The 14,223-nt window shown below is 39.2% G+C and carries 12 protein-coding genes and 1 tRNA gene; 10 read left to right on the top strand and 3 right to left on the bottom strand.

The features are described 5' to 3' along the window. The first annotated feature begins 128 nt into the window (after positions 1-128). The 3 genes from rpsO to HMPREF9010_RS23390 all read left to right on the top strand — a co-directional run bounded on the left by rpsO (position 129) and on the right by HMPREF9010_RS23390 (position 2,845). Positions 129-398: a 30S ribosomal protein S15 gene (gene rpsO / locus HMPREF9010_RS23380; protein ID WP_004296393.1), complete on the top strand. Its 270-nt coding sequence runs from the start codon at positions 129-131 to the stop codon at positions 396-398. Positions 399-584: 186 nt separating this feature from the next. Then, positions 585-1,160: a helix-turn-helix domain-containing protein gene (locus HMPREF9010_RS23385; RefSeq protein ID WP_008646368.1), complete on the top strand. Its 576-nt coding sequence runs from the start codon at positions 585-587 to the stop codon at positions 1,158-1,160. Between the two features lie 35 nt (positions 1,161-1,195). Next, complete coding sequence (locus HMPREF9010_RS23390) at positions 1,196-2,845, top strand: AMP-binding protein (RefSeq protein WP_004296397.1); 1,650 nt, start codon at positions 1,196-1,198, stop codon at positions 2,843-2,845. Positions 2,846-2,999: 154 nt separating this feature from the next. Here HMPREF9010_RS23390 and HMPREF9010_RS23395 read toward each other — a convergent pair whose 3' ends face one another. Continuing rightward, entirely contained in the window at positions 3,000-4,082 is a 1,083-nt protein-coding gene (locus HMPREF9010_RS23395) for a mannose-1-phosphate guanylyltransferase (protein ID WP_004296398.1), read from the bottom strand. A gap of 164 nt (positions 4,083-4,246) precedes the next feature. On the opposite strand from HMPREF9010_RS23395, the gene HMPREF9010_RS23400 reads away from it, so the two are divergent. Further along, a tRNA-Leu gene (locus HMPREF9010_RS23400) sits at positions 4,247-4,330 on the top strand. A 133-nt stretch (positions 4,331-4,463) separates the two neighbouring features. Further along, a complete protein-coding gene (locus HMPREF9010_RS23405) occupies positions 4,464-4,979 on the top strand; it encodes a DUF6125 family protein (protein ID WP_198139047.1) in 516 nt (171 codons plus the stop codon). On the opposite strand, the gene HMPREF9010_RS23410 is transcribed toward HMPREF9010_RS23405, so the two are convergent. Then, positions 4,971-6,143 carry an immunoglobulin-like domain-containing protein gene (locus HMPREF9010_RS23410; RefSeq protein WP_008646361.1) on the bottom strand — a complete coding sequence of 391 codons (1,173 nt, stop codon included), beginning with the start codon at positions 6,141-6,143 and terminating at the stop codon, positions 4,971-4,973. The genes HMPREF9010_RS23405 and HMPREF9010_RS23410 overlap by 9 nt on opposite strands. A gap of 279 nt (positions 6,144-6,422) precedes the next feature. On the opposite strand from HMPREF9010_RS23410, the gene HMPREF9010_RS23415 reads away from it, so the two are divergent. Further along, a complete protein-coding gene (locus HMPREF9010_RS23415) occupies positions 6,423-6,767 on the top strand; it encodes a hypothetical protein (protein ID WP_008015740.1) in 345 nt (114 codons plus the stop codon). A gap of 372 nt (positions 6,768-7,139) precedes the next feature. Here the strand turns inward: HMPREF9010_RS23415 and HMPREF9010_RS23420 are convergent, their stop codons facing one another. After that, entirely contained in the window at positions 7,140-9,248 is a 2,109-nt protein-coding gene (locus HMPREF9010_RS23420) for a BT4734/BF3469 family protein (protein WP_008646360.1), read from the bottom strand. A gap of 1,024 nt (positions 9,249-10,272) precedes the next feature. On the opposite strand from HMPREF9010_RS23420, the gene HMPREF9010_RS23425 reads away from it, so the two are divergent. The 4 genes from HMPREF9010_RS23425 (at position 10,273) to HMPREF9010_RS23440 (ending at position 14,202) form a co-directional block, all read left to right on the top strand. After that, complete coding sequence (locus HMPREF9010_RS23425; protein WP_008646354.1) at positions 10,273-11,151, top strand: M48 family metallopeptidase; 879 nt, start codon at positions 10,273-10,275, stop codon at positions 11,149-11,151. A 12-nt stretch (positions 11,152-11,163) separates the two neighbouring features. Further along, entirely contained in the window at positions 11,164-11,421 is a 258-nt protein-coding gene (locus tag HMPREF9010_RS23430) for a hypothetical protein (RefSeq protein ID WP_004302378.1), read from the top strand. A gap of 10 nt (positions 11,422-11,431) precedes the next feature. Continuing rightward, positions 11,432-11,938 (top strand): zinc ribbon domain-containing protein, encoded by a 507-nt coding sequence (locus tag HMPREF9010_RS23435; protein WP_004302377.1) that lies wholly within the window; start codon positions 11,432-11,434, stop codon positions 11,936-11,938. Positions 11,939-12,066: 128 nt separating this feature from the next. Beyond that, entirely contained in the window at positions 12,067-14,202 is a 2,136-nt protein-coding gene (locus HMPREF9010_RS23440) for a tetratricopeptide repeat protein (protein ID WP_008646351.1), read from the top strand. The last annotated feature ends 21 nt before the right edge of the window (positions 14,203-14,223 follow it).

The following is a 14,223-nucleotide window of genomic DNA, read 5'->3' as shown; positions in this document are numbered from 1 at the left end:
TACGAAAATAGGATTAGAAATATGCGCAATGATAGCAATTTTTTCTTGTAAATCGTTGTGTGATATAAAGATAATGCCTATCTTTGCACGCTCAAAAGAATAATTTATCAATTAAAATTCTAAGAATTATGTATTTAGACGCTGCTAAAAAGCAAGAAATCTTCGGAAAGTACGGAAAGTCTAACACTGACACCGGCTCAGCTGAGGCCCAAGTGGCATTGTTTTCCTACCGTATTTCTCACCTGACTGAGCACATGAAGCTCAACAGAAAAGATTATAGTACTGAAAGAGCGTTAACAATGTTGGTAGGTAAGCGTCGTCGCTTACTTGATTACCTGAAAGCAAGAGATATCGAAAGATATCGTGCTATTGTTAAAGAGCTCGGTTTGCGTAAGTAATCTACTTGTCGCGAAAAGATTTAAAGCCGTTCCTCATTTATAGAGGAGCGGCTTTTTTTAGTTTCTTCTTTTTCTTCCTGATAGTCGTATTTTCTTCGGTTATAATTGTGTTCATCTAAAGATTTTGCTATTTTTGCAGCTTAATTATTATAATTTATCACCTTTGATAACTAAAATGCTTTCAAAATGGATACAAGTAAGATTGTTGGCGAAAAAATTAAAGCCCTCCGCGAAGATAAATCAATAAGCATAGAAGAGTTGGCACAACGTTCGGGTTTGGCTATCGAACAGGTTGAACGTATTGAGAATAACATTGATATACCTTCTCTTGCACCGCTAATTAAAATTGCGCGTGTATTGGGAGTACGTCTGGGGACTTTCCTTGACGATCAGGATGAAGTAGGACCGGTGGTTTGTCGTAAGAAAGAAGCCAAAGATGCGATTAGTTTCTCCAATAACGCGATTCATTCTCGCAAACACATGGAATATCACTCGTTGTCCAAGTCAAAGGCGGATCGTCACATGGAGCCGTTTATTATTGATGTGATGCCAACGGAAGATACCGACTTCGTGCTTTCTTCTCATGAAGGGGAAGAATTTATCATGGTTATGGAAGGTATCATGGAAATCAGCTACGGCAAGAGTACCTATTTGCTGGAAGAGGGTGATAGCATTTATTATGATTCCATTGTTCCTCATCATGTACATGCTTACGAGGGGCAGGCTGCAAAAATCCTGGCAGTAGTTTACACGCCAATTTAATGAAATAATAGGAACCAAGACTTAAGTATAATTACATGCAATTATTTGATCGTACTTTGGGGCAGTGGCTCGAGCACTGGGCTGAAGAGACTCCCGATAAGGAATATATCGTTTATTCCGACCGCAATCTCCGTTTTACCTGGAGTCAGTTGAACCGTCGTGTGGATGATATGGCGAAAGGGCTTATCGCCATTGGGGTGGAACGTGGTACCCATGTGGGTATCTGGGCGGCTAATGTTCCCGATTGGTTGACATTGTTGTATGCTTGTGCGAAGATCGGTGCGGTATATGTTACTGTAAATACGAACTATAAACAATCGGAGTTGGAGTATCTTTGCCAGAACTCGGATATGCATACGCTTTGTATCGTGAATGGCGAGAAGGACAGTGACTTTGTGCAGATGACCTATACAATGCTTCCCGAATTGAAAACCTGTGAACGCGGACATTTGAAGAGTGAACGTTTTCCGTACATGAGAAATGTAGTGTATGTAGGACAGGAGAAACATCGTGGTATGTATAATACAGCGGAGATTCTGTTATTGGGAAATAATGTGGAAGACGACTGTTTGAGCGAACTCAAAAGCAAGGTGGATTGTCACGATGTGGTGAATATGCAATATACATCGGGAACTACCGGTTTTCCGAAGGGAGTAATGCTGACACATTATAATATTGCCAATAATGGATTTCTGACTGGTGAACACATGAAGTTCACGGCGGATGATAAACTTTGCTGCTGTGTTCCGTTATTCCATTGTTTCGGAGTGGTGTTGGCCACCATGAACTGTCTGACTCATGGTTGTACGCAAGTAATGGTGGAACGTTTCGATCCGCTGATTGTATTGGCTTCCATTCATAAAGAACGTTGCACGGCTCTTTATGGCGTACCGACTATGTTTATTGCCGAGTTGCATCATCCGATGTTTGATCTCTTTGATATGTCTTGTCTTCGTACAGGTATTATGGCAGGTTCTCTATGTCCTGTTGAACTGATGAAGCAAGTGGAGGAGAAAATGTATATGAAGGTGACCAGTGTGTATGGACTGACAGAGACTGCACCGGGTATGACAGCTTCTCGTATTGATGATCCGTTTGATGTACGTTGTAATACGGTAGGACGTGATTTTGAATTTACGGAAGTAAAAGTGATCGACCCGGAAACTGGTGAAGAATGTCCGGTTGGCGTACAAGGTGAGATGTGCAACCGTGGATATAACACCATGAAAGGATATTATAAAAATCCGGAAGCAACAGCAGAAGTGCTTGATGAAAACAATTTCTTGCATTCCGGTGATTTAGGTATCAAGGATGAAGATGGAAATTACCGGATTACCGGACGTATCAAAGATATGATAATCCGGGGTGGCGAGAATATTTATCCGCGCGAAATAGAGGAGTTTCTTTATAAACTTGATGGAGTGAAAGATGTTCAGGTGGCAGGTATTCCTTCTAAGAAATACGGTGAGGCGGTCGGAGCATTTATTATCTTGCAGGAAGGTGTGAAAATGCAGGAAGCTGATGTTCGTGATTTTTGTAGAAATAAGATATCCCGTTATAAGATTCCGAAATATATCTTCTTTGTGAATGAATTCCCGATGACAGGTAGTGGAAAGATTCAGAAGTTCAGATTGAAGGATCTGGGATTACAGCTTTGTAAAGAGCAGGGAATAGAAATTATCTAAGGTCTGTGATTGTTTAAGGACACACAAAGTTTTTCGATATAATAAACGATGAACGGTGAACGAACTGCATGATTGTTTGCAGAGAGTTCACCGTTCATTATTTATATTATTGTCTTATCCGGCTTTTGTTGTAGCAGCTATGTATTATACGCTGCTAAATGAAATCGTCACCCAGTTGCATTTGGGCGTCATTCACATATTTACGGATGGCATGTTCTTCATCTTTGCGGCAGATTAAAAGAACATTGTCGGATTCTGCTATTAGAAATCCTTCCAATCCATCGATTACGGCCAGTTTTCCTTTGGGAAGTACTACCATATTATCTTTACTATTATAAATAAGCGAATGGCATTTCAGAGTAACATTGCCTTCCGGGTCTCTTTCCGATAAGTCATAAAGTGATCCCCAGGTTCCAAGGTCAGACCAGCCAAAATCTCCTAACGATACATACACGTTATCCGCTTTTTCCATAATACCGAAGTCGATGGATACATTAGGACATGCGGGGAAATTTTCTTCAATAAATGCTTTTTCCTTATCGGTGGCATAAATATCTTTTCCCGGTGCCAGTTTGGAAGCTAATTCAGGCAACAAGTCTTCACTTGCTTTGATGATTGTATTTACATTCCACATAAACAGGCCGGAATTCCAGTAAAATTCTCCGCTTTCTACGAATACTTTAGCTAATTCTAATTCAGGTTTTTCAGTGAATGTTTTTACTTTATAGAAGTTTCCTCCTGCGGGTTCATCTATTTGTATATATCCATATCCTGTTTCCGGACGATTGGGTTTAATACCTAATGTCAGTAGCTTTTCAGAGCGTGAAACAAAATCAAGTCCTTTTTCGATAGCGGCAAGAAACTCATCCTCTTTTAATATTAAATGGTCTGAAGGCGCAACTACGATATTGGCATTTGGATTCAGTGCCCGGATATGGTAAGAAGCCCATGCTATACATGGAGCAGTATTTCGTCTTGCAGGTTCCAGCAGAATTTGGTTTTCGCTCACTTCAGGTAATTGTTCCTTCACTAAGTCCGCATACATTGCATTGGTAACGATGAAAATATTTTCTGTTGGGATAACCTTTTGGAACCGGTCGAAAGTCTGTTGTAAAAGTGAACGGCCCGTTCCGAAGAAATCTAAGAATTGTTTGGGCAATGTTTTGCGGCTAAACGGCCAGAAGCGGCTTCCAATGCCGCCACCCATAATCACGCAATAATTATCCTGGTTTGTCATGATAGTGACTCTATTTTAAAGTTTCTGCTAATGTACGGTTTATTCTCTGAATAGAGAAGTGTTTAAGATATGTTTTATTATTTTTTTCTCCTTTTTTTTGCCAAACTATTGTGGAATCAAAATAATGTCGTATCTTTGCACCGCAATTGAGAAATCAAGTATGCGCCCAGATGGCGGAATCGGTAGACGCGCTGGTCTCAAACACCAGTGGATTCACTTCCATCCCGGTTCGACCCCGGGTCTGGGTACTGAAGCGGAGAAAGTAGAAATACTCTCTCCGTTTTTCTTTTCTACTCCTCGTAAATTGTTGGTCATACCGAAATTCGGATCAATATAAAATCAAAGCGGGATAAAAAATAAGGTAAAATGTAATATTAAGAAATGATGATTGATAAACTGGATTTATTATCAAAAGATGAACTAAAGGAACTGGTCAGAATATACGCAAGAAACATCTATGCACTTGATGGAGTATGGTTTCAATCCGTAGAAGGAAAGAACGGTATGGATGAAGCTATGTTGCACGATGAAAATGCATGGAGAAAATTCACCCGTACGGAAGCCCGGAGAATCAAGAAATTTCTGGAACTTCCTGAACAGGCAGGACTCGAAGGACTGGAGAAAGCATTAGCGATCAGATTTTCTGCATTGTCGAATCCTTCGGTAAGCCTTTTCAAGGAAGGAGATTCTCTTATATATCGTATCAATGAGTGCAGGGTGCAGACTGCCCGAAAGAATAAAGGCATGCCGTTTCATCCTTGTGCGTCGCCTGGTTTTACCGAGCATGATGGATTTGCACGCGTCATAGACGAAAGAATTGTTACTGAAATGATTAGCTGTTATCCGAATGTTACTGATCCGGAGTGTGCTTGTTGTTGGAAATTCACATTAAGGTAGTAATTCAAATTCTCCATAAGCCACTTTGGTGCCTCTGTTGAATGATTTGTAGATACGGTATTTCCCTGGATGGTTGGGGGATTCTGATGTATAGAGTTTAATTGTCTGTTGGTGACTGGGGTGCTCCGGTGGGAAAATCCACAGTATATCATTAACAACAGGGTCGGTCGGCAATGTTTCCCATTGCCGTTTACTTTTGTTATAGTAAGCAAGGCTGTACTTTTCTCCGCACTCGTATTCATCGTGGGAGTGGTTGGTGATGGTTATTTTTACTTCTGTAGTTGATAGCGGATAATGGTCGTGTTCTGTTTCTATAGAAAGCGAAGCGGGACTTATGTTCTCTCCAGTCGGAATGTCACGGGGAATAGGTCGCAATATGACGGAGTTCGTTTGCGATGATTGGTTGGTTTTCTTAGGTAACACTGTATAAAGCCCTTGTTCGTCTTTTATTATCTCATATTTTCCCGATTCCAGCCACGTATTCCAATCCTTAAAAAGGCCGGTGATAAATAGGTATAAATCTTCGGAAATATATATTTCTGTACCTGACTTTAAGTCGCATGCCAACTGACCATTTACGACAGACAGATGTTTCTGGGCTCTTTGTAAGGCTTTCAAATAGACAACCTGATTAAATGCGTAATCTTTATTGAAACCTCGTCCCGTGAATAAATCTATTGCAGCATACGACATCGTCCCTCTTGTCTTCAGGAAAGTAGTGTCGGTTATAGACGTCTTGTATCTATTAGCTTCTTCCCACATCTTTCTTTTTTCCTGTTCTCTGAATTTCTGCACAATCTCGCTCACTTTATCTTGTTCGCTTGTTTCTCTGTGAGATTTTAGGCTGTCATTATCTTGTAATTCGTCATAAAGAGGTAAAGCAAAAAAAGTATTATTGTCCTTTTCAAACTGTTCTATGATACATGGGATAATTTTCTTACCCATAGCTTTTAGCTCTTTGAATTGGGGTAAAATGGTGTAAGCACGGGTACTTGAACTTAATTGTGCTTTGGGATTGTTGTGTATTTCTTTTTCCCAGGCATTAAATAAACTGTCAAATTTGGCTATATCCTCTGTTGTCAAAATATCACCTTTTTCTGTATTCTGTTTAATACATCCTGTAGTGATAAAGATAAATGGCAGAATAAAGAAAAGTGTTCTCATCGTTTTAATTATTAATCGGTTTTGTAATAGGTTTGCATAAGGGTATGTCAAGCTTTTGATCTGTTTCCTGCAAATATAGAAATAATATTTCTAAACCGATAAACTGGATGCTGCTGTTTTTTTACCGGATAAGAAAATGTTTATTCGTTTTTCGATGTGATACTAGCTGCCCTTTGATAAATAATGTGAAAAAACAGTTTTTAGCCTCATTATCGAATTAACTTTCACCCATTTGTGAGGTCTAACATACATAACTTATTTAATATGAGAATTAAAATGATGAGAAAGCAAATTTTAAGTTTAGCAGTTGCGTTATTGATTGGCTCAACTGTATGTATGGCTCAAAATCGTCAGAATGGAAAGGCTGATAGAGAGAAACGTATGGAACAGATTGTTGCCGATCTGGGCTTGAATGAAAAGCAGGCCAAAGATTTCAAAGCTGCAATGAAAGAAATGAGACCTGCGAAAAATAAATCGAATGAAAGACCTACGCGGGAAGAAATGCAAAAGAAAAGGCAGGAAATAGATGCTAAAATAAAAAGCATTCTGACCGATGAACAATATAAGAAATACCAGGATATGCGTAAGAAGGATAACGCGAAGAAAAAGAAAAAAGCAAAATAAGTACTATTCGTTTAATCTAAACCTGTCAAACGGAGAATCGTAAAAGATAATCTGTTATGACGCTATACTTATTTTTGGTTCTTTCATAAATAATTTATTTAATCTACATGACCATTTTCGTTCTACTAAAGTTGAATGCAGGCTCCATTTAAATGAGTCTATTTTTTCAATTTGAGTAGAACGAAAATTTGTTAGACGATGTTTCGTCTTATATTTATACTCCCTCCACTAAAGTTTTTTTTCATGCTTTTATCTTTCAATCTTTCACCTTCTGCTGAAACTCCCTGTCTATGGTAGTTGTACGTTGGTGATAGATGTAAAATGATCTGTCACTGATCTGTCATCTTTCACTGGATATTTTTTATTGCAAACTTATCCTCTTCCCGGCTTGATTCGTATTACTTTGTAGAAATTACCGCGTTTCGTATGCAAAGAAGGTATTTTGTTCTTTTGTAATATTCTTCCGAACTGGACAATACTGCAGATAGATACATGAATCTTGCTGTCATGTTGTAGTTGTTGCAGTATTTCAATGGCAAGGAGTTGCTCGCATTCTTCTCCTTCTTTTGCTCCCCGGAAATATTCGTGAAACAACTGCTCAGCAACCGGCATGACTTGAAATTCTTGATTATTCTCCGTCATGACATTTTCATCTTCCGTGTTGAACCAATATCGTTCTCCTCTATATAAGTCGTGCATGGCTTGTGTATAAAGCTGCTCATAATCGATGGGGGAGCAATCGATGGGGCCGGTCACATTAATTACGATATAGCGTCGGCTGCCGGAAGTATCAGTCAGTAGGTCCTTGTGATTGCTTGTCCCAATGAAAGATGCGTATCGGCGCATCTCTTGAGTAGCGGTGCCATGCGGACGTCGGACGTTGACAACCGGTTTTTGAAGAATATGTTTCAGAAATGCCTGCTGGCTCACTCGGTTCTGGTCAAATTCATCCATATTGATGAGTGCGAACCTATTTAGAGACAGTTCGGCATCCCGCTTATTGCTGAAATCAATGCGGTCGGTATAATAAGCCTGTAATTCAGGTGGAAGCAGACTTCGGCAAAAAGTGGATTTTCGGTATGCCTGTGGACCGACCAGTAACGGTACAGTACAATTGGCGTATTTCCGGTCTGTCTGACGCCAGTGGGCTACCATATTCAGAAACCAGCGGTAAAACAAGTCAGGCCAGTGGGTATTGTTGCAAGGAACCCGGGTTGCCAGTTCCCGAATCCGGTCACGCCCGTCCCAACGGATGTCCAACCCGAAAAGGAAATCTTCAATAGGATTAAAAATAGGGATACGGTCGGAGTCCAGATACCGGACGACGTCTCTGTCCCATAGGTTAAGCCCTTCCAGGCGTGCGTTCATTGCGATGCTGTTCCGTATGCGGTTACTGATGGGGCGGAAACAGAAACAAAACGTGTTTCGTTCGCGGTATTCCGTAACTGTCGTCATCGTATTGTAGCGAAATTCATATCGGCGTTGCATGAATTCTTCCGTCCGAAATTCCAGTTCCTGTTCTGCTGATAAGGGAGATTTCTTTCCGAAACCTTTTTCGCACGTATATACATTCTGTATGGTTTGCCGGATCAGGAATTCTTTGTTCTTTGTATAGAAATGAGCGGTAGACCAACGGATCGTCTCTTCTTCCGGTATTCCTGCCTGAAAACAGTTCTTCGCTACCTGAACCAGCAAAGGTTTCAGGTCTTCATCGGAATGAATATGGATTCTTGGCTGTAATTCGCTTAGTGATTGATATGTCTTGTATAAAGCAGCTTCGAAGAGAGCGGATAATGTGTCGAAACTGTCATATCCCGGAATCAACCGTTTGAATGGAGATGCTTCTGTTTGCACAGCTTCCTTGTAAGTTGTTTCCGAAGGCATTTCCAATGGCTGCCGCATATAAATCACGGTAGATTCAGGGTTGTAATAAAGTTCCGGGTCATAAGTCTGTCGGCAGAACTGTTCCAGGGCAGGATTCTTCAGTTCGATAGCATAGGAAAGGGCGGGCTGGTATAGACTGACCGCTTTTCTGTAGGCATTTGCCTGAAATATTTCCGCTTCTTCCCGTTTTTGAGGAAGTGACTTGTCGGGACGTGTGAATCGTATCCATATTTTCACGGAATGTCCTCCGGAACCCATAAAGGCTGCGAATGTATGTGAAAGTTCGGCCGCTTCCTGCTTCACCCGGTTTACTTCCATCCGGTTGGCGAGATGATTCACTTCTATTTGTATAATGCCGTTATATCCGGTCATTTGTATACCATTGACTGTTTTACGAAAAGTGGCAGCCGGGACAACTTTGACCAATTTCTTGACGTCGTCCAGTTTGCTGTCCGGTGATGCGTAACGGATGCTCGTGCGTAGGTTGCTGACTGGCTGGGCTTTCGTTTCATGCTTCATCGTTTCTATTTGTATGTTTATGTCCAACGTTCGCATGGTTGTCGTTTCTCCGTTGTCCCGCATCAAAGTAAGTTTCATGATAGATGTGTTTTTGTTTATGTCTCTTTATTTAAAAGGCGAGTAAAGGTATGTTTTATTATTGGACTCTCCAAATATATCATCTTCTCTTTGTTGGACCTTCTTATGTACTGTCTCTTACATTGGCTATTAATAGAAAAGTTCCTTTCTTCCCTATGCAAAGTTTCTTTCGTCTAATAGAGAAGTTTCTTTTGGCTGTTTGCAATCTATAAATGAAAGCTTTGATTATATAAATGCAAGTTCCGTTTTTATAAATGAAACTTTCATTTATAAAAACGGAACTTGCATTTATAGTTTGAATCAGGTGAGGAATAAGTTTTCTATTAATGAAAAGGAAGTTTATATTTAATGAAAAGGAACTTATCTATTAATAGTTCAGGAAAGAAATAGCTGTTCCTTTGAATGTGATAAGTGGTGAAAGATGAAAGATTGGGTGATAGATTGAAAAAGAACTGTCAATGGTTTGAAAGTACGATGAACAAAAGGATTTGTGACTTTCGGTGAAAGATGAAAGATATAAATAATATATTTATAATGAATGCTATCTTTTTGTTGTTGTGATTTGCAAAATAAAAAATGTCATGATAGACATGTTTTTCGCATCAATAGTTCTGTTTTTGGTCTGTTTAGACATGATTGGGGCTTTTGTAATTTTTTCTTGCTATATTATTCGTTATATTTGAGACTTGTAATGATGATGCGGTGAACTAGAATATGGAGAATATGTTTGTCCAGGTCTCTGAAATCGCCAATGAAAGGACTGCACAAGGACAACATTTTAGCAGCATGATATTTGTATCTGTTAAAAGCTAATACTGATTATCGTGCTGCTTTCTTATTTTATCAGATAAATGAAGAATTTATTCGCATAATTCTTTTTATGTTTCCGGTTTATTGTATATCAGGATTTTAACCTGTGGTGCTTACGAGGAGTTTGTTGCGTATACCAGTGATATGAAAAGACTGAACTTGATATGTTTTGTAATGAAGGTCATAAAAACAATAGATATTAATATTGATAACCATGATTAAAGCAACAGATTTTATTCATCCTGAGGATGCAGCTGCATTGAGGCAGTTGGAAAGTATTCCCGGATTCCCGACCCTAGTGAAAAAGTTAATGTCAATGGGATTGGAACAACTGCAATATGGCGTTAATATGGCATCTGCAATTCGTTTATCACCGAGTCAATTGCCGAAACTGTATAATCGTCTGCCACCGATTTGTAAAAAGTTGGGTATTGAGCAACCGGAGTTCTATCTCTCTATGGATCCTAATCCTAACGCATGGACCTTTGGCGATACAAAGATTTTTATAACGATCACTTCCGGTTTGGTTGATATGATGACCGAAGAGGAGTTGGATGCAGTGATTGCCCATGAATGCGGGCATATCCTTTGTCATCATGTCTTGTATCATTCTATAGCTCATTATGTGATGGATGGTCTGGATTCGCTGGGCGTTTTGGGGAGTTTGGGAGCTCCTCTTCAATATGCGATTTTGTATTGGGAACGTAAAAGTGAGTTGTCCTGTGACAGAGCTGCCAGTATTGTGACTACTCCGGCCATAGTGGCAAGCACGATGGCTCGTCTATCCGGAGGTCCGACTTCTATAACAAAGAATATCGATATGGAGGAGTGGGCTAAACAGGCAGACCAATATGAGGCTATCCGTAATGACGGATTATGGAATAAGACATTGCAGGTAGCGGCAATAATGAATCAGAATCATCCGTTCTCGGCTGTGCGGGTTAAGGAAATCTTGAAATGGGGAAAAAGTTCTCAATATAAGACTATAGTAGATTATCTTTCGGCAGAAAAATCAGGCAAGGTATGCTCGAATTGCAAACAACCGATAGTGGATGGCTGGACCTATTGCAAACATTGTGGAAATAAACTTTAAATATAATAGCTTATGTTTTTTAATGAACAAGGAATGTTGAATTTAGACGAGGCGGTCATGAACCAGCCCACATTCAAGAAGATTATGGAAGATGGTATAGTTACTGAACAGGAGATCAAGGAACAGTCTGAAAGAATTGTTTCTATATTGAAGTCTATGGAAAAGAACTATACGGAAGAGCAACAGCGTGAAATTAAAGAATTGCTTGTTGAAGCCGGTGTGTTATTTACAACGAGCCAATATCATGCATTACAGTCATTACACTTTTAAAAATAGAATTATGGGAACATTTGCAACAAAAAAGATACTTCAGGGCAATCCTTCTTTGATTCCTGTTATTGCTGAACAAATAAAAACAGAATTTGCGGCCGAGCAGTTTGAGGTACAAATAGATAATTTATTAAGTGGTGGTGTTGATATTTCTATATCAAAGGGCGGTTTATTTAAAGCTGTACTTGGTTTGAAGTCTGCATTGAAAGTCAGCTTGATACCTAAAGATAATGCAATAGCGTTTGAGGCTGGGATAGGGATCTTTGGGCAACAAGCTATTCCTACTATCATTTCTATGCTATTCTTCTGGCCGGTACTTATCACGCAAATTTGGGGGATAGTACAACAGTCCAAACTTGATGATAAGGCGCTCGAAATAGCTGAAGAGGTGCTAAAAAATCGGGATTCTTTTACAACTCTGAATTTGGATATTAACGGTATGGTATTCTGTACGAACTGCGGATATCGGAATATCAAAGGTGCAAAATTTTGTTCGGAATGTGGACAGGCATTGTAAGGAGTTAAAAGCGATGGTTTTATTAAACCATCGCTTTTAATGAATAAAATAGTAAAGGCAAGTAGCAAGGACTATAAGAATAATAAAGGTAAGATTCTAGATAATTCTATAGTTATAATGAAAATGACATGAGTAAATTACGTTTGATAACAGTATTCCTTTTTGCCGTCTTCATGGTATTGGGAGTTACAGCACAGGTTCATACCCAGAAGGGGATAGTCCGCAAGGTTACCCGTTCGGCTTCCGATCCTTTCATTCCGGTGCAGGGTGTACAAGTTATTGTGTCGGGGGAAGCTAATAAAGCAAGTGATAAGGACGGACGATTTTCGTTGAAGGTGAAGGTCACGGATAAGGCGGGTAGTTATACACTGACAGCCGTGCGTGTGCCACAAGGTTCCAAGTATATGTTGGCTTCGCCATCGAAAGGTAAACGACTATTTATATCTGCCAATGACTTGGAAGTCTCGTTGATAACACCAGAAGAAAAGGAGATGGAGTATAAGAAGCGGTATGAGTTACTGAAAGAAAAGTATGAAGAGCAGTCGTTATCTTTACGTAAACTACGCAATGAACTGAATAAGCGTCTTGGAGAATTGAGCGAATCGGATGTACATTATGCACGTCTGAAAGCGGAGTGTGACAGCATCCGCAAACTTTATCTTGATTACATCAACAATGAGGATAAGATAGATGAGGTTATCAAGGAATTAGCTGAAGAGCTGGCACTGACCGATTATCAGAGCTTGGACTCTTTGGAACTGAAAATTTATGAACTGAAAAAAAACGGAGAATGGAAGGCACTTAACGACTTGATACGCGAGTCTATGCCTGGTGGAGCCGAGGAAGCCTGGAAAGTGATTGAACAACAGCAACGGAATGCGGATGCAAAAGTAGAACAAGCCAAGCTTGAATTAGCTAGAGGACTGTCAGAACAACAACGGTTGATACAACAACGCAGTCAATGGTTTGGGAAAATGGAGACTGCTATCGAATCATTCAAGATGCAGCATTTGAATGATTCGGTTTCGCATTATTATGAGATTCTCACGAAAGCTGCTCCAACAAATTGGGATTATTTGATTGCAGCGGGAAGGTTTGAAGAAGATTATATGGCTGATTACAATCGGGCTATGAATTATCAGTTGTCTGCATTGAATACAACAGACAATGATACATACAAAGCAACTAGTTACATTATAATAGGGGGAATATATGAGAAGCTAGATGACTATTCTAAAGCTTTGGAATGTTATGAAAAGTCTTTGAAGATTCGGCTATCTGTTTATGGCGAAAATGATGAAATTGTGGCTAATGATTATGAACGTATGGGACAGATATATTTCGCTCAAGATGACTGTTCTAAAGCTTTGGAATATTATGAAAAGTCTTTGAATATCTATTTGATGATTTACGGTGAGAACGCTTCATGGGGAATAGCCAATGTATCTATTGGTATGGGACGTGTATATTCAAATCAAGGAGATTACTCCAAAGCCTTGGTCTGTTTTGAAGGGGCCTTGAAAATATTTTTGTTGCTTAATGGAGATAACCACCCTGCTGTAGCTACAAGTTACAGTTATATAGGACAGATATATTTTGCTCAAAATGACTATTCTAAAGCTTTGGATTATTTTAAAAAGTCTTTGAAATTGGATTTGTCGTTTTTTGGTGAGAACCATCCTTCTGTAGCTTCCGGATATTATAATATTGGGTATGTGTATTTTGCTCAAGGGGATTACTCTAAGGCTTTGGAATATTTTGAGGAGGTTTTAAAGATTCGTTTGTCAGTTTATGGTGAAAATCATTCCCGAGTAGCTTCTGTTTACAATGATATAGGAGAAATATATTCCGTTCAAGGAGATGATTTCAAAGCTTTGGATTATTTTAAAAAGTCTTTGAAAATAGTTTTGTCAGTTTATGGTGAAAATCATTCTCAAGTATCTTCTATTTATGATCATATAGGAGAAGTATATTTTGCTCAAAAAGATTATTCTAAAGCCTTATATTATTTTGAAGAGTCTTTGAAAATCCGTTTGTCTCTTTTTGGTGAGAACCATCCTGAGGTAGCTTTGAGTTATTATAGCATAGGGAGTTTGTATATAATTCAAGGTGACAAATCCAAAGCTCTGAACTATTATGAGAAGTCCTTGAAAATCCGTTTGTCTGTTTATGGTGAAAATCATCCTTTGACAAAGGAAATTATGGATTTGATTAATGTTGCTGCTAATAGTAAGGTATTACAATCCCCTGAAACAACAAAATAATTTATGAAAACTCATATTATA

Source organism: Bacteroides sp. 3_1_23 (assembly GCF_000162555.1).
Classification (GTDB): Bacteria; Bacteroidota; Bacteroidia; order Bacteroidales; family Bacteroidaceae; genus Bacteroides; species Bacteroides ovatus.
This window is presented reverse-complemented; position numbering and strand designations above follow the sequence as displayed.